The 25,346-nt window shown below is 68.3% G+C and carries 30 protein-coding genes and 2 tRNA genes; 22 read left to right on the top strand and 10 right to left on the bottom strand.

The window, feature by feature from the left end; translation table 11 throughout:
• The first annotated feature begins 8 nt into the window (after positions 1 to 8).
• Entirely contained in the window at positions 9 to 1,229 is a 1,221-nt protein-coding gene (locus tag IT072_RS02355; protein ID WP_223357422.1) for a hypothetical protein, read from the top strand.
• Positions 1,229 to 1,984: a tail fiber domain-containing protein gene (locus tag IT072_RS02350; protein WP_223357421.1), complete on the top strand. Its 756-nt coding sequence runs from the start codon at positions 1,229 to 1,231 to the stop codon at positions 1,982 to 1,984. The genes IT072_RS02355 and IT072_RS02350 overlap by 1 nt, the downstream gene beginning before the upstream one ends.
• On the opposite strand, the gene IT072_RS02345 is transcribed toward IT072_RS02350, so the two are convergent.
• A complete protein-coding gene (locus IT072_RS02345) occupies positions 1,958 to 2,512 on the bottom strand; it encodes a hypothetical protein (RefSeq protein WP_223357420.1) in 555 nt (184 codons plus the stop codon). The two genes, IT072_RS02350 and IT072_RS02345, sit on opposite strands and share 27 nt — an antisense overlap.
• A gap of 53 nt (positions 2,513 to 2,565) precedes the next feature.
• On the opposite strand from IT072_RS02345, the gene IT072_RS02340 reads away from it, so the two are divergent.
• From IT072_RS02340 to IT072_RS02290, 11 genes are all read left to right on the top strand, one after another.
• Positions 2,566 to 3,480, top strand: a complete 915-nt coding sequence (locus IT072_RS02340; protein ID WP_223357419.1) for a hypothetical protein — start codon at positions 2,566 to 2,568, stop codon at positions 3,478 to 3,480.
• 9 nt (positions 3,481 to 3,489) lie between these two features.
• Positions 3,490 to 3,621, top strand: coding sequence for a hypothetical protein (locus IT072_RS21225; RefSeq protein ID WP_263282048.1), 132 nt, complete (start codon positions 3,490 to 3,492; stop codon positions 3,619 to 3,621).
• A complete protein-coding gene (locus IT072_RS02335) occupies positions 3,614 to 4,468 on the top strand; it encodes a CHAP domain-containing protein (RefSeq protein ID WP_223357418.1) in 855 nt (284 codons plus the stop codon). Before IT072_RS21225 ends, IT072_RS02335 begins: the two co-directional genes overlap by 8 nt.
• 27 nt (positions 4,469 to 4,495) lie before the next feature.
• Complete coding sequence (locus IT072_RS02330) at positions 4,496 to 4,879, top strand: hypothetical protein (protein WP_223357417.1); 384 nt, start codon at positions 4,496 to 4,498, stop codon at positions 4,877 to 4,879.
• Positions 4,880 to 5,477: 598 nt separating this feature from the next.
• Positions 5,478 to 5,744, top strand: coding sequence for a hypothetical protein (locus IT072_RS02320; protein ID WP_223357416.1), 267 nt, complete (start codon positions 5,478 to 5,480; stop codon positions 5,742 to 5,744).
• A gap of 23 nt (positions 5,745 to 5,767) precedes the next feature.
• The gene (locus IT072_RS02315; RefSeq protein ID WP_223357415.1) at positions 5,768 to 6,322 is read left to right on the top strand and encodes a hypothetical protein; all 555 of its coding nucleotides are present in this window, start codon (positions 5,768 to 5,770) and stop codon (positions 6,320 to 6,322) included.
• 4 nt (positions 6,323 to 6,326) lie between these two features.
• Entirely contained in the window at positions 6,327 to 7,112 is a 786-nt protein-coding gene (locus IT072_RS02310) for a glycoside hydrolase family 16 protein (protein WP_223357414.1), read from the top strand.
• A gap of 4 nt (positions 7,113 to 7,116) precedes the next feature.
• Positions 7,117 to 8,562, top strand: coding sequence for a hypothetical protein (locus IT072_RS02305; RefSeq protein ID WP_223357413.1), 1,446 nt, complete (start codon positions 7,117 to 7,119; stop codon positions 8,560 to 8,562).
• Positions 8,563 to 9,203: 641 nt separating this feature from the next.
• Complete coding sequence (locus IT072_RS02300) at positions 9,204 to 9,470, top strand: hypothetical protein (RefSeq protein ID WP_223357412.1); 267 nt, start codon at positions 9,204 to 9,206, stop codon at positions 9,468 to 9,470.
• A 623-nt stretch (positions 9,471 to 10,093) separates the two neighbouring features.
• Positions 10,094 to 10,166: transfer RNA gene (locus tag IT072_RS02295), tRNA-Ala, on the top strand.
• A gap of 85 nt (positions 10,167 to 10,251) precedes the next feature.
• Positions 10,252 to 10,482: a DUF3263 domain-containing protein gene (locus IT072_RS02290; RefSeq protein WP_223359179.1), complete on the top strand. Its 231-nt coding sequence runs from the start codon at positions 10,252 to 10,254 to the stop codon at positions 10,480 to 10,482.
• A gap of 375 nt (positions 10,483 to 10,857) precedes the next feature.
• Here the strand turns inward: IT072_RS02290 and IT072_RS02285 are convergent.
• The 3 genes from IT072_RS02285 to IT072_RS02275 all read right to left on the bottom strand — a co-directional run bounded on the left by IT072_RS02285 (position 10,858) and on the right by IT072_RS02275 (position 12,159).
• A tRNA-Arg gene (locus tag IT072_RS02285) sits at positions 10,858 to 10,933 on the bottom strand.
• Between the two features lie 36 nt (positions 10,934 to 10,969).
• Positions 10,970 to 11,368: an MmcQ/YjbR family DNA-binding protein gene (locus tag IT072_RS02280; protein ID WP_223359178.1), complete on the bottom strand. Its 399-nt coding sequence runs from the start codon at positions 11,366 to 11,368 to the stop codon at positions 10,970 to 10,972.
• Complete coding sequence (locus tag IT072_RS02275; RefSeq protein WP_223359177.1) at positions 11,368 to 12,159, bottom strand: dienelactone hydrolase family protein; 792 nt, start codon at positions 12,157 to 12,159, stop codon at positions 11,368 to 11,370. The genes IT072_RS02280 and IT072_RS02275 overlap by 1 nt, the downstream gene beginning before the upstream one ends.
• Positions 12,160 to 12,344: 185 nt before the next feature.
• On the opposite strand from IT072_RS02275, the gene IT072_RS02270 reads away from it, so the two are divergent.
• The 3 genes from IT072_RS02270 (at position 12,345) to IT072_RS02260 (ending at position 14,218) form a co-directional block, all read left to right on the top strand.
• Positions 12,345 to 12,641, top strand: a complete 297-nt coding sequence (locus IT072_RS02270) for a GNAT family N-acetyltransferase (protein ID WP_223359176.1) — start codon at positions 12,345 to 12,347, stop codon at positions 12,639 to 12,641.
• Between the two features lie 5 nt (positions 12,642 to 12,646).
• A complete protein-coding gene (locus IT072_RS02265) occupies positions 12,647 to 13,648 on the top strand; it encodes a zinc-binding dehydrogenase (RefSeq protein WP_223359175.1) in 1,002 nt (333 codons plus the stop codon).
• A 204-nt stretch (positions 13,649 to 13,852) separates the two neighbouring features.
• Positions 13,853 to 14,218 carry a hypothetical protein gene (locus tag IT072_RS02260; RefSeq protein ID WP_223359174.1) on the top strand — a complete coding sequence of 122 codons (366 nt, stop codon included), beginning with the start codon at positions 13,853 to 13,855 and terminating at the stop codon, positions 14,216 to 14,218.
• A 107-nt stretch (positions 14,219 to 14,325) separates the two neighbouring features.
• Here the strand turns inward: IT072_RS02260 and IT072_RS02255 are convergent, their stop codons facing one another.
• From IT072_RS02255 to IT072_RS02245, 3 genes are all read right to left on the bottom strand, one after another.
• Entirely contained in the window at positions 14,326 to 15,327 is a 1,002-nt protein-coding gene (locus IT072_RS02255) for an aldo/keto reductase (RefSeq protein ID WP_223359173.1), read from the bottom strand.
• A gap of 141 nt (positions 15,328 to 15,468) precedes the next feature.
• The gene (locus IT072_RS02250; protein WP_327058933.1) at positions 15,469 to 16,125 is read right to left on the bottom strand and encodes an HAD-IA family hydrolase; all 657 of its coding nucleotides are present in this window, start codon (positions 16,123 to 16,125) and stop codon (positions 15,469 to 15,471) included.
• A 21-nt stretch (positions 16,126 to 16,146) separates the two neighbouring features.
• On the bottom strand, positions 16,147 to 16,359 hold the full coding sequence (locus IT072_RS02245; RefSeq protein WP_223359172.1) for a hypothetical protein: 213 nt from the start codon (positions 16,357 to 16,359) through the stop codon (positions 16,147 to 16,149).
• Positions 16,360 to 16,444: 85 nt separating this feature from the next.
• On the opposite strand from IT072_RS02245, the gene IT072_RS02240 reads away from it, so the two are divergent.
• Both IT072_RS02240 and IT072_RS02235 read left to right on the top strand, forming a co-directional pair.
• Positions 16,445 to 17,419, top strand: coding sequence for a helix-turn-helix domain-containing protein (locus tag IT072_RS02240; protein ID WP_223359171.1), 975 nt, complete (start codon positions 16,445 to 16,447; stop codon positions 17,417 to 17,419).
• A gap of 112 nt (positions 17,420 to 17,531) precedes the next feature.
• Positions 17,532 to 18,476 (top strand): NADP-dependent oxidoreductase, encoded by a 945-nt coding sequence (locus IT072_RS02235; protein ID WP_223359170.1) that lies wholly within the window; start codon positions 17,532 to 17,534, stop codon positions 18,474 to 18,476.
• 31 nt (positions 18,477 to 18,507) lie between these two features.
• On the opposite strand, the gene IT072_RS02230 is transcribed toward IT072_RS02235, so the two are convergent.
• Positions 18,508 to 18,870: a DUF2200 domain-containing protein gene (locus tag IT072_RS02230; protein ID WP_223359169.1), complete on the bottom strand. Its 363-nt coding sequence runs from the start codon at positions 18,868 to 18,870 to the stop codon at positions 18,508 to 18,510.
• Positions 18,871 to 18,980: 110 nt separating this feature from the next.
• Between IT072_RS02230 and IT072_RS02225 the strand changes: the two genes are divergently transcribed.
• Both IT072_RS02225 and IT072_RS02220 read left to right on the top strand, forming a co-directional pair.
• Positions 18,981 to 19,652, top strand: a complete 672-nt coding sequence (locus IT072_RS02225) for a TetR/AcrR family transcriptional regulator (protein ID WP_223359168.1) — start codon at positions 18,981 to 18,983, stop codon at positions 19,650 to 19,652.
• The gene (locus IT072_RS02220; protein ID WP_223359167.1) at positions 19,649 to 20,500 is read left to right on the top strand and encodes a 3-hydroxyacyl-CoA dehydrogenase; all 852 of its coding nucleotides are present in this window, start codon (positions 19,649 to 19,651) and stop codon (positions 20,498 to 20,500) included. Before IT072_RS02225 ends, IT072_RS02220 begins: the two co-directional genes overlap by 4 nt.
• Before the next feature lie 15 nt (positions 20,501 to 20,515).
• Here IT072_RS02220 and IT072_RS02215 read toward each other — a convergent pair whose 3' ends face one another.
• Positions 20,516 to 20,782, bottom strand: coding sequence for a hypothetical protein (locus IT072_RS02215; RefSeq protein ID WP_223359166.1), 267 nt, complete (start codon positions 20,780 to 20,782; stop codon positions 20,516 to 20,518).
• A 125-nt stretch (positions 20,783 to 20,907) separates the two neighbouring features.
• Positions 20,908 to 21,081, bottom strand: a complete 174-nt coding sequence (locus IT072_RS02210) for a CsbD family protein (protein ID WP_043709241.1) — start codon at positions 21,079 to 21,081, stop codon at positions 20,908 to 20,910.
• Between the two features lie 148 nt (positions 21,082 to 21,229).
• On the opposite strand from IT072_RS02210, the gene treY reads away from it, so the two are divergent.
• Both treY and treZ read left to right on the top strand, forming a co-directional pair.
• Positions 21,230 to 23,572: a malto-oligosyltrehalose synthase gene (gene treY / locus IT072_RS02205; protein ID WP_442786780.1), complete on the top strand. Its 2,343-nt coding sequence runs from the start codon at positions 21,230 to 21,232 to the stop codon at positions 23,570 to 23,572.
• On the top strand, positions 23,569 to 25,260 hold the full coding sequence (gene treZ / locus IT072_RS02200) for a malto-oligosyltrehalose trehalohydrolase (protein WP_223359164.1): 1,692 nt from the start codon (positions 23,569 to 23,571) through the stop codon (positions 25,258 to 25,260). The genes treY and treZ overlap by 4 nt, the downstream gene beginning before the upstream one ends.
• Positions 25,261 to 25,346 lie beyond the last annotated feature (86 nt).

Below are 25,346 nucleotides of genomic sequence, written 5' to 3'. Positions count from 1 at the left end.
GGTCACCGATGACGCGGTACATCATCGGTGACCTCCGCACCGGCCGGCGCATCCTCGACCTTCCCGTGATGAAGGGGCCGTGGGATGACTCCCTCGACACGGCCGAGACCATCCGGGTCACGGTCGACATGCAAGACCCCGATGTGCAGGCCCTCGACCTGAGGAACACGGCATCGAAGGGGAAAGCGTTCCTGGGTGTCGTTGAAGACGACACCATCAAAGCGTGCGGGCCGATCTGGACTCGCACGTACAACCAGCCCGACCGGACGCTGCAGATCGGCGCCAAGGGGCTCATGTCCCTTTTTGATCATCGGCTTATCCTGCCCCTGCTTGCCGAGACGCTGGACGTCACCCAATGGACGATCCCTGACCCGGCAGACAACACGAAGACGATCGCGAATCCGCTGCTCACAACCCAGTACACGGGAATCTGGTGGGGAACGATGGCGAAACGTCTCGTACAGCAGGCACTGTCTCGCACGGGCGGAAACCTGCCGATCGTGTTCCAGGCGGACGAGATCGATGGTGTGTCAGACCACACGAAGACGTATCTCGGTGTGGACTTCAAACCGGTAGGCGAGGCGCTGAAACAGCTGACCGAGCTGCAGGGTGGCGTCGAGATCAACTTCCAGCCACGCTTCACCTCCGATTTCCTCGGCGTCGAATGGTTTATGCAGACAGGGACTGTAGCGCAGCCGTTGATCTATGCCGCCTCGGTCCCACAGTGGAATCTGACCGTTGATGACTCGCCCATATCGGACTTCGAGATCAGCGAGGACGCATCGGGTATGGGGTCGTTCGCGTGGGCGACTGGAGGCCGTCAGGCAGACGACGTCCTGGTTTCACGGGCATATGACTCGAGCCTCATCGACCAAGGGTTCCCGATGATGGAACTCGTCGACTCTTCGCATTCCACGGTCTCGATGCAAAGCACCCTGGACAAGTACGCGGCGTTGAACGCGGTGGCCGGCCGGGGTGCGGAAGAGACATGGTCATTCACGGTCGAGGCGCGCCCCACGGACGATGAGGGCAACCCTGCAGGTCCCTGGCTGAACAGCTACAACGTGGGCGACTTCTGCGACATCACCATCGCCCCGTACAACCCAACGACGGGGGTGGGGGATCCGTACCTCACCGCTGGAGGCACATTCCGCCGTCGAATCGTTTCCCTCTCCGGTGACGAAGAGGGCCAGCAGATCAAGATCAAGTGCGTCCCGGAGGTGGTGTGATGGCTGGCGGCTATAAGGCGCCGCGGGATGGTACCGAACAGCTCACCGGCGCGATGGCCGATCAGCGAGAACGCCTCCGCGAGCTCGAGCGCCCCACGGGGACATCCATCGGTTCCTTAGTGCAGCAGGTCCAGCAGACGCTGGCGAACATCGTTGCTCAGGTGAACACGATCGCCACCGCATGGATGGCAGCGAACGCCTACACGAAGGCGCAGGTCGATTCGAAGGTCGCCAGCCCAGGCACGATCGCCCCGGTCGACGTCAACGCGTCAGGGAACGTTTCCGCCGCGAACGTGACAGCCTCCGGGCAGGTGGTTTCGGCTGGGATTGTGCGTTCTCCTGGAACGAAGTCCAACACGGTCACTGTTGGCTATTCGGCGGTCTACATCGACTCGTCGGGCAACATGGGTGGCAACACCTCAACTCGACGGTCAAAGACGAACATCGTGCCGTTGGAGATCGATCTTGATGCTTTCCTCGGCCTGCAGGCGTACAGGTTCCAGCGGCACACCGACGTGCTCGAGATGGGCGAGGGGGCGCCGTGGCAGTCGGGGCTCATGGCTGAGGATGTAGAACCAGTCGCCCCGCTGAATGTCTGGTTAGACGAGGACGGTCTCGTCGCCGGTGTCCGGTATGAGGAACTCGTGGTTCCGCTCCTGATGGCTGTACAGCGGGAACGAACGCTGAGGGTTTCGCTCGAGGAACGGGTGGCCGCGCTGGAAGCTCAGTCAGTCGCAGACGGCGGGGTTTCCTGATGCGGAGCCACTAGCGCAGGCGCTGGTGTCCCAGCGCCCACCAGCAGTGTCTTGCGGGTCAGGATTCGGGATCCAGGGGACAGGTGAACCGGCGGGGAGTTTGCTGCTTCCCGATGATCCTCCAGAGGAATCCGAGTCGTCGGTTCCTGTGTTTGATTGCTGCTGTTCGGCAGCCTGACGGGCGGCCTCATCCGCTGCCGCCTGAGCCGCTTCTGCAGCGGCTTGAGCTGCCGCTGCTTCCTGTGCTGCTTTCTCGGCCGCAAGCCTGGCCTGCTCAGCGTCGTAGTCCTTCTTCGCTTGCACCGACTGCGCGCCCAGGGTGTCCAAGGATCCGCCGTGATCGATGGCGCCCTGGTAGGCGGGTGCCGCGACGGTCATCGCGTGCTCCGCGTCGGCTTTGACCTGCGCGGCGTGGGCGCTGACCCCAACCGTGATGCCTGCTGCGGCGAGCAGCGTGATGACGGCCGCACCTCCGATGAGTTTCGCGCGGACGCTTACGGCTTTGTCTTCCCCCTGAGTGTTGCTCATCTACCCAGATTAATCGCCCTTGTCCTGCTTTTAAAGACCCTTTTGGAGGGCTCATGACGATCCGGAAGGGCCTTCCGGCCAAGCTCGCGCTCACGGACACGAATGACACGCGGTACGACTTCCGCAACCTGGTGGTGTGCAACGCTGACGGTTCTCCTCGTGGTGGTGTCACTTCCCCCGTGGGGGCGAACATTGTGGCGGCGACGGCGACGATGAACTCCGCGGTGGCTGCGTTCAGTGCGATCGCGGTGCGGGACAACGGTGTTGTGCTGCTCGCCAATGATGGTCCCGTGAACGTGCTGCACGCTGCGGCGCCGGCGGCGAATAGCCGCATCGATGTCGTGTACGCGAAGCAGAACGATTCCTCGTCGACGGTGACGACACCGGATGCGAACGATCTTCCAGTCATCGCGATTGCACAGGGTACCGCGGCTGCTTCTCCGACGAAGCCGTCGATTCCAGCAGGTGCGGTGGAGCTCGCGACGGTTCTGATCCCTGCCGGTGCCACTGCGACGAACTCGTCCGGTGTAGTTGTAACGCAGACGGCGCAGTTCACAGCAGCCCCTGGTGGGGAAGTCCCATTCCGCTCGCAGTCGGATCTCTTCGCGTGGCTGAACCCCTCGACCAGTCAGCTGGCCCGGATCATTGGCGCGGAGTCGTACATTGCGGCGAATGGTTGGCAGATCAATCATGCGTTCGCCGAGGCCGCTGGTATCACTCCGGCATTCACATCTGGTGTCGCCTCGCAGGCTGTGGCGTCTGTGACGGTCAGCCTTCCGACGGGAAGGTTCACGCAGCCGCCGATTCCGCAGGTAACGGCAACGTCTGGTCGGTTTACGGCTGTGGTCACCGCAGTATCGACGACCCAGCTCACCATCCAGGTACAGAACAACTCGGGCGCTGCGGGTATCCCCGGGATTGTGTACTGGACCGCTAAGCAGATGACCGCGTCCTCGGCGGCTGGCTAGGAGGGCGTGATGGACAGCGAGTACGACCCGAACATTCCGTACGACTCGGACGGGATCCCGCTGCCGCCGATGAACGCCGTCAAGACGGCAGCACCGGAGGCGATCAGCTCGAGCTATGGCGAGGAGGACCCCGATGCCTGACCTCCTGAACCGCAGTGTCGACGACATGCTCGCAGCGATGGCGGCACAGTTCGGCACCAGGTGGCCGAACCCGTGGTGGCCGAAGGGCATCAGCGCGTACGACGACTGCGCCGCCTGCGTGAGCTTCTACCTCTTCGGCCTCAACTCCCTCGGCAACCCGTTCTACAGCTACGTCTCGCAGATCCAGACCTGGGGCCGCAACCTCGGCGTCTGGCATCCCGGCCACGCCGGAGTGCAGCGCGGCGACGTGCTCGCGTTCGACTGGGACGGCGACGGCGACCCCGACCACACCGAGATCGTCGTCTCAGTCTCGTCCGGCGGTTCGATCGTCACCTCCCGCGGCACGAACTCAAACCCGGGCGACGACATGCGCGACCGCACCCGATCCGCCGGCTACATCCTCAGCTACATCCGACCGCCCTACCCAGGCACCACCTCGGCCGCTGATGGCGGCGCAACCCTGATCCCGCAAGGAGACGAAGTCGACATGGCATCCATCACCGAGCTCCGCGCCCAGCAGGACGCATCGAACGCCGCTCAGACGGCCCTCATCAAGGAGATGCTCCTGCGAGAGAACCGCGGGCGCCTCTACTACTGCGCGGCGCCGCCGGCGGGCCTGCCGCAGTTCGTGATCATCTTCTGGGACCGCACCCCGGGCGAGAAGAACGTGCTGTACATCAACGACGGCGAGCAGCAGGCGCGAAACGCTCGTGACTTCTACTCCCAGACGTACGACACCGTCGAGCAGGCGAAGGCGGCTGCGATTGGTACTACGCAGTTCCAGACCCTGATCAACCTCGCGCTCGGTACCGACTCGGCGTTCACGAACAAGCGCGCGACGAAGTAGCCCCTCGATCCCTGAGAGGGGGAACTGATGCCCGATGAGCCCTCGTTGTTTCAACTGCTCCGGGAAGACATTGCAGCGTTCCGCAGGGAAACGAACGAACGGCTCGACAAGCTCGTCTCGCAGGACGCGTTCGAAGCAGAGCGGCGCCGACGGGATGAACTGCATGCCTCGCTGATTCAGGACATCGCAGAGGAGCGCACCGCCCGAACAGCGGACATCGAACGTGAGCGTGCCTCGCGGATCGCAGCCGTGAAGGAAGAACGCGACGCACGCGACAAGGTCGTCCTCGACCTGCAGGCGAAGAACGCCGCCACCGGGCTTTGGATCCGGTGGGGCATCGGCTTCGTTGTCGGCCTGCCAGCGGCGGGGATTGCGTTGTGGGCCATCTTTCAGAAGGGAATCGGCGGATGATCCGACGAGCCTGGAAATGGGTGTGGCCGACCGTCCTCGTCCTGTTCGCGACTGTTGCGATCGGGATGGCGTTCTGGGTGCAGCAGGGACGCATCGATGTGGGTGTGGCCCGGTACGACAACCTGTCCGCCAAGTACGACCGCCTCTTCACCCAGTACTCGCGACTCTACGGCGACTGTGCCGAGTCGACGAACTGTGAACCCACCGCCCCAGCACCGGAAGCGATCCCGGGCCCAGTCGGGTCGGCGGGTCCTGTTGGTGCATCCGGTGCCACAGGCCCAACCGGCGACAAGGGCGACAAAGGAGATAAGGGAGACATCGGCCTTCCAGGTCAGACCGGCCCACAAGGAGCGACCGGAGATGCCGGCGCGACCGGAGCCCAGGGTGATGCCGGCCCGGCCGGCGCGCAGGGACAACCGGGAGCGACCGGCCCAACAGGTGCGACCGGCCCGGCTGGTGCCGATGGTGCACCCGGTCAGCCGCCCGTGTCGTGGACGTACACGGACGCACTGGGCCTGAACTACACGTGCGTGAGAACGGACCCGTTCGACGCCTCCAATCCGACGTACACATGCTCACCAACGACAGGAGTCACACCATGAGCGACACGAACACGAACCTTGGCAACGTCATCAGCAGCAACCTCGCACGAAAGATCATCTACGGCGCCTACGCGGTCGCTGGTGTGGTCGTGGGTGGTGCGGGGGCGTACTTCCTCGCCACCGGTCACACGGTCCCTGAGGTCATCATCGGCGCGCAGGGCGTCATCACGTACCTGGCGATCCCGGTCGGTGGTCTTGCTCTGGCGAACACCTCGAGCGCACCCAAGGGTGACCACGTCGCCGACGGTCCTGCGGACGTCTAACCCCAACCCGAAGGAGTAGATCCATGAACGAAACGTCTCGCGTCGCTGACACGCTCTCTGCGACGATGGACCGCCCCCGTGGCACCACTTCCGAGCTCAGCATTCACGGCACCGTCGTTGCTGAACTGTGGGGCCCGGACGGGAAGCTGAAGGGGTACTGCAAGACCCACAACCTCGTCACCGCCGTCGGTGACCAGCTTTACGCGTCCCGCGGCGCCGGCCTGACCACGTCCGCCCTCCCGACGGGAATGAAGCTCGGCACCGGTTCGACGGCGGTGGCGAAGACGGGTGCAGGTGCTGCCCTGGTCACATACCTGTCTGGGTCGAATCAGGCATTCGACAGCACGTTCCCGTCCGTGTCGGGCGGTGTGGCGACCTACAAGGTCACCTATGCGGCCGGTACTGCGACGACCGCGTCCCCGATCACGGAGGTTGTGATCCCGACGGACACGATCTCCACGAACGCGACGTCGACGGCAGCGAACACGATCGCTCGTGCACTGCTCACGGGCATCGGGTCAAAAGGGGCCAGCGATACCCTGACGATCACGTGGCTTCACACAATCCTCGGAAGCTGAGCGTATGCCGCGGAATCTGGCGGTCACGGTAGGGTACTTTCCGGCACCCACCCTCCAACTGGTTGACCCCACGTCGGACTCCGCAGTCCAACCGTCCGGCTTGTCGGGGTGGTCGTTGAGGTTCTCGGATGAGTTCAACGGGACCACCCTGGAAAGGTTGAAGTGGGACACGTTGTACCCGGCGTGGAACATCTTCACGAGCCAGAACCCGGGCGGGAACCGCACCAACACGGACAACGCGAACTATTACAACGACGACAACGCCACCCTGGACGGGTCATCGAACCTGCTGTTGACGATGGCGCAGGACTCCACCACCTACCCGGGGTTGTCGTACAAGTCGGGCATGGTGCAGTCGCTGAAGTCGTACACGACATCGCCCGGTTGCTTCGTCGAGGCTCGAGTGCAGATCCCGGTGCTTTCGAACATTCTGTGGCCGGCCGCGTGGATGTCGAATAGTCAGACGAACACGTGGCCGCCGGAGACGGACTATTTCGAGCTGTTCGGAATGGGGCCAGGCACAGAGCAGAACATCTACGTAACGACGTCCGACAAGGACACCGTGCACGTGAACGCACCATCCAACCTGACCGCCTGGCACACCTACGGGGCCTGGTGGAAAGCGGACGGGACAACGGCGTTCTACATCGACGGTGCACTCTCGAGAACATCGTCGAAGGTGATCGGTGGTTCCCAGTACCTGATCCTGAACCTCGCCGCCCGAACCGGGCAATCGTGGCCCGGATCGAACCCGACAATGCTGGTGGACTACATCCGCGTGTGGAGGTGAAACGGTGGCCGCTTCCGTACTGCAGTCAGCATCGAACGCGACCACAGCCACCATCGTCACCGCCACCCTGGCCAGCGTCCCCACGGTGGGGAACACGCTTGTCCTGATCGCGAACTCCGACTCCACCCTCACCCTCGACACCACATCGGGAAGTACGGGTACAGGGTGGACGCAACGGTTCTCCTACGTGTCCGACCAAGGGTTCTACATCTGGACACGCCCCGTCGTGTCCTCCGATGCCACCGTCTACGGTGTCGTCCCCGGTGGTGGGGCCACGTACGCGAGCCTCGGCATCATCGAGCTCGCCGGCGTCACCTCCACCCCGTTCGATGTGGTGGGGACGGTAGCGTCAGGTACGAACGCCACATCCCTGGCAGCGTCGACAATCACCACCACCGCGGCGAACGATCTCGTACTTGTCGCTCACGCCCAGCACGGCTACTCGGGGACGATCTCGAACACGTTCTCCTGGAACAACTCGTTCACCTCCCTGCTGCAGGCTCTCGTTGCCACCGGGGCGTCTGGTGCGAAGACATCCCTGGTGGTGGGTCAGAAGGTCCAGGCTACGGCGGGTGCTGTGGGGGCGACGACCGCATCATGGTCGGGGCAGGCGCAGAACGTCGCTGCCGTGCAGATCGCTTTCAAGGCGTCCGCGGGTGGTACGAACTACACGGCAACTCCCTCCGACTCTGTCGGGGTGACGGACAGTGTGACGGCCGGGTTCGGCCCGCAGGTGACACCGTCTGATCCGGTAGGTGTCACCGATGTGGCGGCGACGGCTCGCGCCATTGTGGTGACGGTGAGCGACATTGTTGGCGTCACGGACACCGGGGCTCCGATCACTCTCGCCTACGACTACACCCTCAACGACCCCGTCGGTGTCACGGACGCCGCCTCTGACGTTGAGGCCGTCGTACAGGCGCCAGCCGATGGTGTGGGCGCGACCGACGCTGTCGCGGGCTCTGTGGACGTTCTGCGCTCCTCGGCCGACCCGGTCAGTGTGTCGGATTCGGTGGTGGCGAACATCACCGGAGGTGGTGACTACACCGGCACCCCATCCGACAGTGTCGGTCTGACGGATGCCGTCCTCGCACAACTGGATCGTGTTGTCACCGTCGCGGACCTGCTGAACCTCACCGATGCTGCACAAACCTCTGCAGGACCGACAGCGAACCCTGCCGACCCTGTTGGTGCGACAGACAGCGCCGCATGGTCGGTAGCCACCTCGAGGCTGGCATCTGATCCCGTTGGGGTCACAGACACTCTCACGGTCACAGTGGCCCGCACCGTGACGTTCGCTGACCCTGTCGGCGCCGTTGACGCGGTGACCGCGCAGATGAACCTTGTGCTGCGAGACATCACCGTCTACGTGTCGGGCCCCACCAGGAACCCGCTCAGGGATGCGTACGCGCAACCTAATCCGCTCCGTGTGTCAGGAGGCACCCGATGACCTATCTCCAGTAATTGTCGCCGGGGCCGGGTAGAATTAGGGCAGCCCCGAAGGATGTTGGAAGCATCCATCGGGGCCTGACCCACTATCTGGTACTAGCAGAGAGGGGCTAGGCATGGAGCCTACCCGCAGGACATGCGATGTCGACAACTGCCGCGAGCCACACATAGCAAAGGGGCTCTGCCGCAAGCACTACAAGCGCTGGAAGTCCCACGGAGACCCGACTTGGAATCCGCCGACTCCTATCGAAAGCTGCTCGATTGCAGGATGCAACCGGGAGCACAAGGCGCGAGGGTGGTGCGCGAATCACTATCGGCAGTGGCGACTTCACGGAGACCCGCTCATCCGCCACAGCCCCGGACGTCCATCTGGTCCGGGGCATCATCTGATCATCGATGATCCGTGCTACGGGAACGCACACAAGCGGATCGTTCGGCACAAAGGCTCTGCGAAGCTACAGCGCTGCGCACACTGCGGAGATCGAGCCTACGACTGGGCCTATGACCACGGCGACCCAAACGAGCGCATTGACGCCGATTTGAACATGGCCTTTAGCCTGAACCCGGATCACTACGTTGCGCTTTGTCGCACTTGCCATCAGCGGTTTGATCGCCCCCTGAGGGGTTCACGAGAGGAGCCACATGTATCTCGATAGAGGCGGCCGGGAGTTCATCAAGTGGACATTCACGGGCTTGCCAGGTGATCACGGAGCAGTAGAGGTAAAGCTCGGAGATGAGTGGCATGCCCTCGACGTCACCGGCAATGTCGGTAGCATCCTCCTCGCTGGACCGGATGCTGACCCGACAGGCGCTGTCGTCGTCACCACAGACACCGATGTGAAGGTCCGCGTCACGGACAGTCCCGAGATCGTGGTTCGTGGTGGTGGGTGGATTCGCCTCACAGCGTGACCGCTCTGGTCTACCCGATGTTGTACCCCGTACCGTGAGGTTCGGGTTCGATCACCCAGCACCCCCCGGTTCAGGCTTCGGTCTGGACTGGGGGTGATTTTCTGGGTTTAGGGCGCTTTAGGACGATCGGATAAAGTCCTGTGTTGCCGCCAGAACTTCACGAGCTCGCCGGCGGGTGGCTGAACCATGTCCTTCGCTTCCACCCGTCGTGCTGCGAGGTCGTGCCGCCAGGACTCGAACGCAACCTTGTAGTCCCACCCCAACAGGCAGGCGTCATCGAGGGTGCGCACCCACCCGACCAACTCTCGACCATCCGACGTCGGCGCATAGGTGACGACCCGGAACCACTCATCAGGCCGGTTCGGGTCACCCAGAAGCATCCGTCTGACCACTGCATATGGCGGCTGAGACTCCGATACACGCAACAACCACTCGGTGGGACGAGCGTAGGCGGTGGGGGACCAGTCGGGCACCCCGACAGGCTACGACGCGGCCCCGACAAAGGCGGCACGATCACTCTCTCGTCACGCCCACGGCGAACAGACCAATCCAGATGCGGTGGCGAACGTTACCGTTTAGATACAGCAAGACCCGCCCTCTGCGAAAGGACGGGTCTCATGCTGGCCCCGGTAGCTCAACGGATTGAGCACCTCTTTGGCTAAGTGGCAGTTGCGAGTTCGAATCTCGTCCGGGGCACTAATTGCACTATACGAACGGGCAGGCGACAAATGCAATCCCGTTCGCTCAAGGCGATGTCGGTGGTTGACCCCAGACTCCACCTATGCTGACCCCTCGTGAACGTCTCCTCCTCGACTTCGAGGACACCCACCCTGACAACCCGGCCAAGGAAGAACAGATCCGACACACGTTCGGGTTATCCGCCACCCGGTACTACTCCCAGTTGCATCACCTGATCGGCAGGCAAGGCGCCGAAGCCGAGCACCCCATGCTCGTACACCGGCTCAGAAGACTCGCAGTAAAGCGAGCAGACAAGCGAGCCCGAGTGTCCTAGAGGTACATGTCCCTCGGGGACACGAGAGTGCCGTCCGGGAGTATGGCGAATCCACAAGCTGTCGTCGGCAGGCCCTCATACTCGGGCTTCAGACGCGGCGGCCACTCAGCGTCAACTGCGAACCCTTGTTCGCATGGCTCGCAGAACTCCACGGCTTCATCGGGTCCAAACGCGGGTTCACCGAATCGGTCGACGCCCATGAACCGTCGACCGGTTCCACGATCACGGCCACACTTCGGACATGGGTTCTTCTCCATGCCGTGAACGTACGCCAAGCGGACGACAATTCGCCCGCCCCGCAAACAAGAAAACCGCCGGAGATCCAGCGGTTTCTTGGCGTTGTCCTCACCTTGGTCCACACTAGGACCGTGCATCTGGTGCGCCACGAGGGATTCGAACCCCCAACCTTCTGATCCGTAGTCAGATGCTCTATCCGTTGAGCTAGTGGCGCATGACCCATCCGCTCTCGCGCGGGCCGGATTAGAGCTTACATGACCGCATCCAAGACCGCCAATTGGCGGCGGAGGGCGACCTGGCGGTAGGAGGTCTCGATGAGTTCGCCGATCTCCGTCCAGGCGTCCGCGTCGTCCGGCCAGGCGCGGTCGACGTCGATGCCGAGCCAGCCGATCGCACCCCAGTACTTCGGGACGAAGATGCGCGGGTCCTGCCGGAGGGCCGGGTCCTCTGCGGGGTCGGGTTTGAAGACGACGGAGTCGGTGCGGTCCATCATGGCGCCGACGAGGGCGAAGATCTTGCCCTTCTCGCCGGTCTTGAACGCCGGGCGGCCATGGGTCAGGATCTCCACGGCCTCCGGGAGGCGCAGGCTGCGGGCGCGCACGCGGGCGACGAGCTCGTCGTCGGCGTCGAACAGGCGGGGGTGCTCCATCAGGCGAAGATCTCGTCGAGAAAACAGACCAGTGCGCGCCAGCTGCGGGCGTCGGCGACGGGCCGGTAGCTGTCGCGGCCGGGGATGGTGAAGGCGTGCGGTGCGCCGGAGTAGGTGGTCACCTGCCAGTCGACGTGCGGAGCGCCGCGCAGCTCGTCCTGGAAGGCGGCGATGGCGGAGTCGGGCACGACCGGGTCGTCCCCGCCCGTGAGCACGAGGAGGGAGGCGGCGATCGCGGCGGCGTCCGGCGGATCGTGCGCGATGAGCCCGCCGTGGAACGAGACGACCCCGCGGGCGGGCGCGCCGGTGCGGGCGAACTCGAGCGCCGCGGTCCCGCCGAAGCAGTAGCCGATGACGGCGAGCCGGGCGGGATCGACCGCTGGATGCTGCCGCAGCCAGCTGAACCCGGCGGCGACGCGGGCGCGCATCAGGCCGAGGTCGCGGTAGAAGGCTCCGGCGACCTTCTGCGCCTCGTCGCCCTCCGGCCGCACATCCGCGCCGTAGAGGTCGGCCGCGAATGCGACGTAGCCGCGACGGGCGAGCATCTGGGCGCGCATCCGCACCGTGTCGCCGACGCCGTACCAGTCGTGCAGGACCAGCACGGCGGGCCTGCGCTCGTCGGCCTGCGCATCCCAGGCGAGGTACCCCTCCAGCGGCAGACCCTCGTGGTCGTACGCCACCGTCTCCGTCTCGATGACGGAGTGCTCGCCGACCGGCACGTGCGCCAACAGCGCCTCGTGCGCGGGCGAGAGCAGGGCGGGATGGGCGGTCGACGGGCGGGCGAGCGTCACGGGGTGTTCTCCTGAGGTCGCATCGTCGCGGGCGACGGACGTCGCCGGCGGCCTGGCCTGCTGTGACTGGTCGCGGATTGCGCGAGGACCCCGGTGCGGGTCGGGTCCCACAGCGACACCCTACCTCGCCGGCCTCGGCGACGCGACGCCCTCCCCCGCGCGGCGGACGGTCGTACCATGGGCGCATGGCCACCGAGTTCAGCAACGAGACGGACGCGAGCCGGTACGCGATGCACCGGGACGGGGAGCTGGTCGGCGTGCTCGACTACCGCATCCTGGGCAGCTCGATCTCCCTCACCCGAGCGTTCACGGTGCCTGCGCAGCGCGGCAAGGGCTACGCGGCCCAGTTGGTGGAGTACGCCGTCGACGAGATCGAGCGCGCAGGCGACCTGCGGATCGTCCCGATGTGCTGGTATGTCGCCGAATGGTTCGACGCCCACCCCGAGCGCGCCGGTCTGCTGCAGCAACGCGACGCGGGCTGAGCGCGATGGCGGACAGACGGGCGGTACGCGTCTCGCGGTTCGGGGACGCGTCGGCGCTCGGGATCGCGGACGAAGCGTTGCCCCGCCCGCTCGGCAACGATGTCGTCGTGCGGGTCACCCACGCGTCGGTCGGAGCGACCGACCTGCTGGCGCGACGCGGCGGCTACGTGTTCCAGCCGCTCCCCGGTTTCACGCCCGGCTACGATTTCGTGGGCGTGCTGGAGACCGAGTCGGCGGTCTCCGTGGCGCTCGGCCTGCGTACCGGCGCGCGCGTCGCGGGCGTGCTGCCACGGATGGGCGCGCACGCCACCCGGCTGACCCTGTCGCCGACGTTCCTGGTCGCGGTCCCCGACGCGCTCGACTCCGCTGTCGCGGCGACGTTCCCCCTGGACGCGGTGACCGCCGCCGCCGCCCTGCGCCTGACCGGGCCCGGCACCGGCCCGGACCGCCGGCTCCTGGTCCAGGGCGCCTCCGGAGCGGTCGGCGCGTTCGCCGTGCAGCTCGCAACCCACGAGGGCCGTACCGTCGTGGGCACCGCCTCCGCCCGCACGCGCGCCTTCGCGGAGTCTCTCGGCATCCCCGTCGTGGACTACCACACCGCCGACTGGACAGGCGCCGCCCGCCGCGCGGCCGGCGGCCCCTTCGACGGCGCCATCGACCACACCGGCGCCCCGCGGGTGCGCGACGCGCTCGCGCCGGGAGGGACCCTCGTCCGCACCGCCTTCGCCGGCCGGGAGGGCCACGAACGCTCGGACTCCCTGCAGGGCGCTGCGGAGGCTGCCCTGCGTCGCCACGGCCACCCGCGCGAACGCGTCTGCAGCATCCCGTACTTCGTGCTCACCCGCCGCCCGCACTATCGCGCACTGCTGCGCGGCCTTCTCTCCGCGGTCGACTCCGGGCGGCTGCAGCCGCCGACGCCCGAGGTGCACGCCTTCGACGACGTGTGGGAGGCGAACCGCGCGGCCGAGCACGTGGCGCCCGGGCGGAAGGTCGTGCTCGCGGCCTGAGCGCTGGGCCACCCTCGACCGTATGGGAGCGGGACTCCACTCCCATACGGGCATTCGGGTAAGCCACCGGTCCGTTCGAGACGCCCCCTAGCGCGCACTGCACGGAACGGCTGACCCCTCCAGCGTAACGGTGGAGTAGACGGTGCAGTCAACTCCGGATGTCCCCCTCCCGTCCGCGCGGCCCTCCTGGATATGCTGTGCCGCATGAGCACCAAGAGCCGCCAGGGGCCGCATCCGGAGACCACGCTCGACATCCGCGACCACCGCGGACTGTGGGGAGCGCTGGCCGGGCTGATCACGGCGGTGCTGATCGCCTACCCGCTGTCGGCGAGCATCGCCTTCGCGACGCATCCCGCGACGCAGCGCCTGTTCGGCGGGCGGCTGGAGTCGGCGTCGCAGTTCGGCTTCCAGGCGTTCTGGTGGGTGATGGCCCTCGCGTGCCTCGCCCTGCCGTTCATCGTCGGGTACGGGATCGCGAAGCTCTCAGCCCGCACGATCACCGTGATCGGCGCGGTGGTGGTGATCCTGCTGATCCTGCTCGTGGTGCTGGGGCAGCTCTTCGCCTTCTGACCATCCCGAGCGGGCCGAGTACAGCGAGCGCGCCGAGGCGGCGGATTATCGGCCGCCTCGGCGCGATTCGTGCGATTTTTCGCCGTCTCGGTGGAGGTGCGCGCGGGCTATCCGAGTGTGCCGTGCACGGCGTACTCGTCGATCGCGGCGAGCTCAGCGTCGGTGAGCGGGGCACCGGCGAGGGCGCCGATGTTCTGCTCCAGTTGAGCGACGCTGCTCGCGCCGATGATCGCCGAGGCGACCGTGCGGCGGCGGAGCACCCACTGCAGCGCGAGCTGCGCGAGGCTCTGCCCGCGGCCGGCGGCGATCTCGTTGAGCGCGCGGGCGCGCTCGAGATACGTGTCCGTGATGTCGGATGCGTGGAGGAAGACGCTGGTCACGGCGCGGGAGCCTTCGGGCACGCCGTTCAGGTAGCGGTCGGTCAGCATCCCCTGGGCGAGCGGTGAGAAGACGATCGCTGCCGCGCCGACCCGGTCGACGGCGTCGAGGATACCGCCCTCGACGGTGCGGTCGAACAGGGAGTAGCGCGGCTGATGCAGCAGCAGTGGGGCTCCGGCGGCGGCGAGGAGGGTCGCCGCCTCCTCCGTATGCACGGCGTCGTAGTTCGAGATCGCGGGGTACAGCGCCTTGCCTGACGTGACCGCCGTGACGAGGGCGCCCATGCTCTCCTCGAGCGGCGTCTCCCGGTCGGGGCGGTGGTGGTAGAAGACGTCGACGTAGTCGAGGCCGAGACGCTTCAGCGACTGATCGAGCGACGACAGGAGGTACTTGCGCGAGCCTCCGTCGCCGTACGGCCCGGGCCACATCTCGTAACCGGCTTTGGTGGAGACGACGATCTCGTCCCGGTAGGCCTTGAGGTCGGTGGCGAGGATGCGGCCGAAGACCTCCTCCGCCGCTCCGGGCGGCGGCCCGTAATTGTTGGCGAGATCGAAGTGCGTGATGCCGAGGTCGAAGGCGCGCAGCACGATGGCGCGCTGCACCTCGTAGGCGCGGGCGTGGCCGAAGTTCTGCCAGAGGCCGAGGGAGAGCTCGGGCAGCACGAGGCCGCTGCGGCCGGCTCGGCGGTACGGGATGCGGTCGTAGCGGTTCGGGTCGGCGAGATGAGTCACGCCCCTCAACCTACCAACGCCACGGGACCGGCCCCACCGCGTCGCCTCGCCTCCCCTCCACGCCGCCCACCCCGAACGTTCGTCACGAATGTCGCGAAATCTGCGTCGATTCCGGACATTCGTGACGAATGTCGGCAAGGGCTACGCGCGGCAGAGGCGGAAGGCGCCGTCGCCGACGGCGGTGATGCTCACGTCGCGATGGTCGGGCACCCGGGTCAGCCCCTCCGTCGTCGCCGACGCGTATGGCCCGACCACGATCGTCTCCGCGCCCGCAGCGATGCCGGCGCGCAGGCCCGCCTCGACGTCCTCGAACACGACGCAGTCCGCGATGGGCACGCCCAGCAGCCGGGCACCCAGCAGGTACGGGTCGGGGGCGGGCTTGCCGTTGCCGACGTCGGCGGGGGTCACGACGACGTCGGGCAGGGGGATGCCCGCCGCCGCCATGCGCGCCTCCGCGAGCTCGCGCGGCGCGCTCGTCACCAGCGCGACCCGTGCGCCGGCGCCGACCAGGCCCTCGACCAGCGCGGCGGCTCCCGGGATCTCGACGATGCCGTCGGTCCGCGTGACCTCCTCGCGCACGAGGTGCTCCAGGATGCTCTGGCGTTCCGCGTCCGTCAGGCCCGGGAGGAAGTGGCCCACCGTGTCCGGAGCGGGGCGCCCGTGCGCGAACTCCAGCACCTCCGCCGGGTCCAGCCCGTGGCGGGCGCTGAGCTCGCCCCACACGTGCTCGACCACCGGGGTCGAGTCCACGAGGGTGCCATCCATGTCGAACAGGAATCCGCGCGCCGTCACATCCACCCCCTCACCCTAGGGCGACGTTCACCGCCGCTGCGCGTCCTGTGCGGCGCGGAGGTCCGAGAGCGCCCTGTCGGTCTCGCGGGACGGGGTGCCACCGCGGGCGGCGATGGCGGAGGGGAGCCAGTCGCTCAGCACGAAGCGGCGGCGGCGCCGAGGCTGTCCTCCATCCACGGTGCGGGTCGGATGCCCGATCCAGCCGTGTTCCATTCCCTGGGCCCATGTCGTGTTTGCCATGTCACAGACGTTACGAGCGTAAAGAATCGGCCACGAGATGGCCTTGGGTCTATCTTCGCAAAGATTCGGCCAGTATCATGGGGGGATGTTGAGATCCGTCGCGGTTCCGCTGCTCGACGACTTCGCGATGTTCGAGTTCGGGGTGGTGTGCGAGGTGTTCGGCCTCGACCGCAGTTACGCCGGGCTGGAGCCGTTCGACTTCCGTGTCTGCGCCATCGAGCCGCAGAATCCCCTCGACAGCCCCACCGGGGTCCGCCTGCTCGCCCCGTACGACCTGAGCGCGATGGAGGATGCGGATCTCATCGCCGTGCCCGCCGCCACCATCCGCGACAGCTACCCGGAGGAGCTCCTGGAGGCCCTGCGTCGCGCTTCCGCCCGCGGCGCCACGCTGCTCAGCGTCTGCTCCGGCGCGTTCGTGCTCGGCGAGGCCGGCCTGCTCGACGGGCGCGAGTGCACGACCCACTGGCGCTACGCCGACGCGCTGCAGAGCCGCTTCCCGCTCGCCGAGGTCGACCCGGACGTGCTCTTCATCGACGACGGCGACGTGATCACGAGCGCCGGCACCTCCGCCGGCATCGATGCCTGCCTGCACCTCGTGCGCCGCGAGCTCGGCAGCGCCACCGCCAACACGATCGCGCGCAACATGGTCGTCCCGCCGCAGCGCGACGGCGGACAGCGCCAGTACATCGACAAGCCGGTCTCCGACTGCGCGGACGACACCTTCAGCGAGCTGATCGACTACCTCACGGACCGCCTCGACGAGAACCACACGGTCGGCGCCCTCGCCGCCCGCACCCACATGTCCACCCGCAGCTTCTCGCGCAAGTTCGTCGCCGAGACGGGGGTCTCGCCGATGCAGTGGCTCACGACCCAGCGCGTCCTGCACGCGCGCCTCCTGCTCGAGACCACCGCGCTCCCGATCGACGAGGTCGCCCGCCAGTGCGGCTTCGGCAGCGCGACGCTCCTGCGGCACCACTTCGACCAGGAAGTCGGAGTGCCGCCGACCCGCTACCGGGCGGCATTCGCGCAGCGGGAGGCCCAGCCGGTCGCGGCGGGCTGACTCGCGACGACGATCCCGCGTCGCCTCCAGCCGTCACACGGGAATGCGGGAGCAGCGCCCGCGGCTTCATCCTGGTGCGGGGCCGGAGATGCCGGCCGGCGGAGGGAGCACGATGGCGACCGTGGTGCAGTACGAGCGGCTGGGCGGACCGGAGGTCCTGGAGGTCGTGGAGGTGCCGGATCCGTCGGCGCCCGCGGGCGGCGTGGTGGTGCGGGTGCGTGCGGCGGGCGTCAACCCGATCGACGGCAAGCTGCGGAGCGGCGGCCGTCCGAGCGGGCCGTTCACGGGACCCCGGGTTCCGGGCAGTGACGCCGCCGGCACGGTCGTGGAGGTCGGCGATGGCGTGGACGACTGGGCCGTCGGCGACGAGGTGGTGGTCCGCGGGGCCCGCGGCGGCTATGCATCGCACCTGGTGGCGGATGCCGCGCAGCTCGTGCGCAAGCCCGCGGGCGTGACCTGGGAGCAGGCCGCCGCGATCGGCATCCCGGTGAGCACCGCGCATCAGGCGCTGAGGTCGCTGGGTCTCGCGGACGGGGAGACGCTGCTCGTCCACGGCGGCTCCGGGGCGGTCGGCCGCGCCGCCGTCCAGTTCGCGCGCCGCACCGGGGCGAGGGTGGTGGCCACGGGCTCCCCCGCCGCGCACGACCGTCTGCGCGAGCTCGGGGCGATCCCGGTCGCCTACGGGGACGGGCTGCTGGAGCGGCTGCGGGAGGCCGCGCCGCAGGGCTACGACCGCATCCTCGACGCGGTCGGCTCCGACGAGGCGCTGGAGACGTCGTTCGCGCTGGTCGACGATCGGTCACGCATCGGAACCGTCGTCGTGGGCGGCCGGGCCGCCGACCTGGGCATCCAGGCGTGGGCGGGCGGCAATCCCGTGCCACTCACGGCGGAGCAGACCGCACTCCGCGAGGAGGCGTACCCGTTGGCGCTCGACCTGATCGCGCGCAGGGAGTTCGAGGTCGACATCGCGCGCACGTTCCCCCTCGCCGAGGCGGCGGAGGCGGCGCGGCTCGTCGAGTCCGGGCATCCGGGCGGCAAGGTGATCCTGCTGCCGTGACCGACGGTGCGTCGCGCGCGCCCGGCGCAGCTCAGGCGGTGGCGGGTGCGCGCAGGATGCTCTGCATCTTCTTGCCGCGCGCGACCTCGTCGACGAGCTTGTCCATGTGACGGATGCGCTGCATGAGCGGGTCGTCGATCTCCTCGACCCGCACGCCGCAGATGACGCCGGTGATGAGCTCTGCGGCGGGATTCATGGCCGGAGCGCGGGCGAAGAACTCCTCCAGGGTCACGCCGTCGGCGATGGCACGTGCGAGTCCGGCTTCGTCGTAGCCCGTGAGCCAGGAGATGACGCGGTCGACGTCGGCGGCGTCGCGTCCTTTGCGCTCGACTTTGGCGACGTACAGCGGGTGGATGCTCGCGAACGTCATGGCGAAGATCCGATGGGAGCCCATGCCCCGAGCCTAGCCGTCGGGCTCGGGTCTGGCACTCGGCTCGTAAAGTGAGTACACTCATAAATGAGCGAACTCACTAATCGATCCGGGCGCGCGAGGAGGCGATGAGGATGCCGACAGGACGGCGGGAGCGCAACAAGGAGGAGAAGCAGGCGCGCATCTTCGATGCCGCCGAGCGCCTCTTCGACGAACTGGGCTTCGCGGGCGTCACGACCCAGCGCATCGCCGACGAGGCGGACGTCGCGGCCGGCACCGTGTTCCGCTATGCCGCCACGAAGGCCGAGCTGCTGCTGATGGTGAGCAATGAGCGCAGCCGAGACCGCATCAGGGCCGGCGCCGCGGCGGACGACCCGGAGTCGCCCGCGGCGTCCCGGCTGCTCGCCCTGGTCACTCCGCTCGTGCTCGCCGGTCGCGACAACGACGAGAACACGCTGGCCTATCAGCGCGAGCTCCTCTTCGGCGATGCGGGCGAGCGCTACCGCGAGGAGGGACTCGCGCTGTTCGGCGAGCTGCGGGAACGGATGGGTGCCGTGCTCGTCGACACCTGGGAGCGCCGGGCCGTCGCGGCCGCACCCGAAGCGGCCGCGCCCGACCCGGCCGCAGCCTCCCGCGCCCTCTCGGCCGCGCTGCACTTCACCATCGCTGACGCCGCAGCCCACGGCCGCCCGACTGCCGAGCTGCTCACCGACCTCGCCGCGGACTTCGAGGTGATCGTCCGCGGTTACGAGACCCACCCGACCACCTCAGAAGATTCAGACCACACAGAACAGGGAGAGAAATGACCGGCATCACCAATGTCACCGTTCTCGGAACCGGCGTGCTCGGATCGCAGATCGCGTTCCAGACGGCGTTCCACGGCTTCGCCGTCACCGCGTACGACATCAGCACCGACGCACTCGACGCGGCGAAGAAGCGCTTCGAAGGCCTCGCCGCGCTCTACGAGAAGGAGGTCGCGGGAGCCGGTGACGGCGCAGCGCAGAAGGCTCTCGCGGGCATCCGCTACGCCGACGACCTCGCGCAGGCCGTCAAGGAGGCCGACCTCGTGATCGAGGCGGTTCCCGAGAACCTCGAACTCAAGCGCGACATCTACACCAAGCTGGGCGAACTGGCGCCGGCGGAGACGATCTTCGCCACCAACTCCTCCACCCTGCTCCCGAGCGACCTCGTCGGCTACACCGGGCGCCCGAAGCGCTTCCTCGCCCTCCACTTCGCGAACCACGTGTGGGTCAACAACACCGCCGAGGTCATGGGCACGAAGCAGACCGATCCCGAGGTGTACCAGCAGGTCGTCGACTTCGCGTCGGCGATCGGGATGGTGCCGATCGAGCTGAAGAAGGAGAAGGCCGGCTACGTGCTGAACTCCCTGCTCGTGCCGCTGCTCGATGCGGCGGCCGAGCTGCTGGTCGACGGGATCGCCGACCCCGAGACGATCGACAAGACGTGGCGCATCGGCACCGGGGCACCCAAGGGCCCGTTCGAGATCTTCGACATCGTCGGGCTGACGACCGCGTACAACATCTCGTCCGTCGCCGGTCCGAAGCAGCGCGAGTTCGCCGCGTACCTCAAGGAGAACTACATCGACAAGGGCAAGCTGGGCATCGCGACCGGCGAGGGCTTCTACCGGTACTGATCCGGCCGCGGGCCCTCAGCGGTGCGGCACCCGCGCGGCGGCGGCCCTCGGCAGGTCGTCGCCGCGGAAGTGCCGCAGCAGCAGCCAGTTGCGCCGGGCGATCGACGCGCACACCCCCGCGGTCACGACTCCGCACACGATGACGCCCCAGGCGCGCGGGTTCTCTCCCTGCGTCGGGATCGCCACGGCGAGCGCCGCCGTGGCGACGAGCGTCACGAGGGCGAGCGCGGCTCCGACGCTCACCCTGCGCCACGCCCTGGCGCGCTCCGCACGGTCTCCCATGCGCCGAAAGCTACCCCTCGCACCCGGTGAAGACCAGATGAACGCGCAGTGAATCCGCGGTGCCCCCGCGCGCAGAACGCCCCCGGTCGCTGGCGCGGTCCCGGGGGCGTCGTCGTGGGCGAGGGTCAGTGCTTGAACGCGTCCTTGACCTTCTCGGCGGCCTGCTTGATGTCGGCCTTGATCTGGTCGCCCTTGCCTTCGGCTTCGAGGCGCTCGTCGCCGGTCGCCTTGCCGGTGGCCTCCTTGGCCTGACCGCCCAGCTTCTCCCCTGCGTTCTCGATCTTGTCGTCGAGTCCCATTGCCGTCCCCTTTCGTCGGTGTTCGGGTCAGCACGGACTCTGCCACCGGGTCGCCGCCCCGTCCAGCCGCACGGCTCTCCTGGGAAATCAACCCCCTCCGGGCTCGGCGCGCGCCTCTTCACCTGTCCCGCCGCGACGGACAGAATGAATGCCTGTGAGCACGCCGCCCCCCTCCAGCACCTACCGCCTCCAGATCTCGCCCGCCTTCACCCTGCGCGACGCCGCCCAGGTGCTCGACCACGTGCACCGTCTCGGCGCGGACTGGGTGTACCTCTCCCCGCTGCTGCAGGCCGAGCACGGGTCGATGCACGGGTACGACGTGATCGACCACAGCACCGTCGACGCCGAGCGCGGCGGGCCGGAGGCGCTGCGCGACTTCTCGGCGGCGGCGCACGAACGCGGGCTGCGGGTGCTGGTGGACATCGTCCCGAACCACATGGGCGTCGCGACCCCGCGGGACAACGCGTGGTGGTGGGACGTGCTCACCCACGGCGCGGAGGCCGAGCACGCGCCGTTCTTCGACATCGACTGGGCGTTCGGCGGCGGCCGGCTTCGCCTCCCGATCCTCGGCGACGACCCGGCCGAGCTGGACGCGCTGCGCGTCGAGGACGGCGAGCTGCGCTACTACGACCACCGCTTCCCGCTCGCCCCCGGCACGGCGGGCGGCAGCGCCCGCGAGGTGCACGACCGCCAGCACTACGAGCTGATGTCGTGGCGACGGGCCGACGACGAGCTGAACTACCGCCGCTTCTTCGCCGTCAACACGCTCGCGGGCCTGCGCGTCGAGGACGAGCGGGTGTTCGACGCGACGCACGCCGAGATCGGCCGCTGGCTGCGGGAGGGTCTCGTCGACGGACTGCGGGTCGATCACCCCGACGGCCTGCGCGAACCCGGCGAGTACCTCGAACGCCTCGCCCGGCTCGCCGACGGGGCCCCGGTGTGGGTCGAGAAGATCCTGGAGGGCGACGAGCGCACACCCGATTGGCCCATCGACGGGACGACCGGATACGACGCCCTCGGCCTCGTCGACCGTGTGCTCACCGACCCCGCCGGAGAGCGTGAGCTGACCGCGCTGGCGGATGCCCCCGAGTGGGGAGCGCTCGTGCGGGAGCGCAAGCGGGCCGTCGCCGACGGCATCCTGCGGTCGGAGGTGCTGCGAGTCGTGCGCGAGCTGACCGCCGGGACGGAGGCGGGCGAGAGCGTCGATGCCGGACGCCTCGCCGACGCGGTGGCCGAGCTCGCCGCCGCCTTCCCCGTCTATCGCAGCTACCTCCCGTTCGGCGTCGAGCACCTCCGGGAGGCGCTCGACGCAGCCACAGCCTCCCGACCCGACCTGGCCGACGCGCTCGCGAGGGTCGCCGAGCGCGTGAGCGAGACCGGGCCCTCCTCCCCCACTCGGCGCTTCGAGCAGACGACCGGGGCGATCATGGCGAAGGGCGTCGAGGACAACGCCTTCTACCGCTACCCCCGCCTGGTCTCCCTGACGGAGGTGGGCGGCGAGCCGGACGTCTTCGCGCTGCCGGTCGACGCGTTCCACCGGCGCCAGGAGGCGCGGCTCGCCTCCCTGCCGCACTCGCTGACCGCCTTGACCACCCACGACACCAAACGCAGCGAGGACACACGTGCGCGGGTCGCCGTGCTGGCCGAACTCCCCGCACGCTGGGCGGCTTTCCTCGGCGCGGTGAGCGATCGCGTGACGCTCGGCGACGGGCCGCTCGAGGACCTGCTCTGGCAGTCGATCGTGGGCGCGTGGCCCGCGTCGCGCGAGCGGCTGCAGGCGTACGCCCTCAAGGCCGCACGGGAGGCCGGCGACTCCACCTCCTGGATCGACCCCGACGTCGCCTTCGAGGAGCGGATGGCCGCCCTGGTCGACGCCGCCTTCGACGACGACCGCGTCCGCAGCGAGGTGGAGGCGATCGCCGCGGTCGTCGAGGGGCCCGGCGCGAGCAACGGGCTCGCCGCCAAGCTGATCCAGCTCACCGTCCCGGGCGTCCCGGACGTGTACCAGGGCACGGAGCGCTGGGACCGTTCTCTGGTCGATCCCGACAACCGCCGTCCCGTCGAGTTCGATGCGGCAGAGGCTCTGCTCGCCCGCGTCGACGACGGCTGGCTGCCGCCGATCGACTCCTCCGGGGCCGCCAAGGTGCTGGTCGTCTCCCGCGCGCTGCGGCTGCGCCGCGACCGGCCGGACCTCTTCGTGTCGTATCGCGGGCTCACCGCCGACGGCCCCGCCGCCGGGCATCTCGTCGCCTTCGACCGCGGCGGAGCGGTCACCCTCGCGACGCGCCTGCCCTACGGTCTCGCGGCGGCGGGAGGCTGGGGTGACACGACCGTCGACCTCGGCGTCAGCGGCGGCATGCTGCGCGACGCGCTCAGCGGCCGCGAGCACGAGGGGCACGCACGCCTCGCCGACGTGTTCGCGCAGTATCCGGTGGCCCTGCTGGCGCCGGTCGGAACCGCCCGCGCATCCGAGACCGAGGAGGGCCGATGAGCCTCGACCGCACGTTCCCCGTCTGGGCGCCGCACGCCGACGCCGTCGACCTCGTGGTCACCGGCCGGGCGCCCCTGGCGCTGACCCGCGGCGAGCGCGGATGGTGGAGCCTCCCGGAGCCGCTCGACGCCTCCCCCGACCCGCTCGATTACGCGTTCGCGGTGAACGGCGGCGAACCGCATCCCGACCCGCGTTCCCGCCGCCAGCCCGCCGGCGTGCACGCGCCCGGCCGCGAGTTCGACCCGTCGCTGCACGACTGGGCGGACACGGCGTGGCGCGGGCGCGACCTCACCGGCGCCGTCGTCTACGAGCTCCACCTGGGGACGTTCACCCCCGAGGGGACGCTCGACGCGGCGGCCGGGCGCCTCGACCATCTCGTCGGGCTCGGCGTGGAGGCCGTGGAGCTGCTGCCCGTCAACGCGTTCAACGGGACGCACAACTGGGGGTACGACGGCGTGCTCTGGTACGCGGTCCACGAGCCGTACGGCGGTCCGGAGGCGTACCAGCGGTTCGTCGACGCCTGCCATGCGCGCGGGGTCGCCGTCATCCAGGACGTCGTCTACAACCACCTCGGGCCGAGCGGCAACTACCTGCCCGTGTTCGGCCCGTATCTCGGCGACGCGCAGAGCACGTGGGGCGCCTCCCTCAACCTCGACGGGCCCGACTCGGACGAGGTGCGCCGCTACATCCTCGACAACGTGCGCTACTGGCTGGACGACATGCACGTCGACGGGCTGCGGCTCGACGCGGTGCACGCGCTGCACGACTCCCGCGCCGAGCACATCCTGGAGGCGATGGCGCGGGAGGCCGCCGCGGTCTCCGAGCAGACCGGCCGCCCCGCGACCCTGATCGCCGAGAGCGACCTCAACGACCCGAAGCTGATCCGCTCCCGTGCGCGCCACGGCTACGGCCTCGACGCCCAGTGGGACGACGACGTGCATCACGCCCTCCACGCCAACCTGACCGGGGAGGTCACCGGCTACTACGCCGATTTCGGCGACCCGGCCGCGCTGGTGAAGGTGTTCGAACGCGGCTTCTTCCACGACGGCAGCTGGTCCAGCTTCCGCGAGCGCCACCACGGCCGCCCGCTCGACGCCGACCTCCCGTTCACGCGCCTCGTCGCCTTCAGCCAGGATCACGATCAGATCGGCAACCGCGCCGCCGGGGACCGCCTCACGGCGACGCTCTCGCCCGGGTCGCTCGCCGTCGCCGCCGCCCTCACCCTCCTCGGCCCGTTCACGCCGATGCTCTTCATGGGCGAGGAGTGGGGCGCCACCACCCCGTGGCAGTTCTTCACCTCCCACCCCGAGAAGGAGCTCGGCGAGGCCACCGCCCGCGGCCGCATCGCCGAGTTCGCCCGCATGGGCTGGGACCCGGCCGCCGTTCCCGACCCGCAGGACCCGCAGACCTTCCTCCGCTCGAAGCTGGACTGGTCGGAGCCCGCGCGACCCGAGAACGCGCGCCTCCTGGAGTGGTACCGCACGCTGACCGCGCTGCGCCGCGACGTTCCGGCGACGGCGCGCGCGACCGACGTGGGCGTGCTCGATGGGGTGTTCGCGTTCACCCGCGGCGGCCTGCGGGTGGAGGCGGCGCTGAGCGGGAGCGGGCTGGCGACGCACGGCGCGGTGCCCGGCGGGGTGGTCGCCACGTTCACGGACGCGGTGCGCGTCACCCGACTGGGCGGCTAACGCCCTCGCGAGGTTCACGACGTTGCGCTCATTCCGGCGGAATGACGACAACGACGCGAACTTCGCCGACGCACGCCGTGCGCTAA

It is taken from the genome of Leifsonia sp. ZF2019 (assembly GCF_019924635.1).
Lineage (GTDB): Bacteria > Actinomycetota > Actinomycetes > Actinomycetales > Microbacteriaceae > Leifsonia.
The sequence above is the reverse complement of the archived record's forward strand: the minus strand, read 5'-3'. Positions and strand labels throughout refer to the sequence as shown.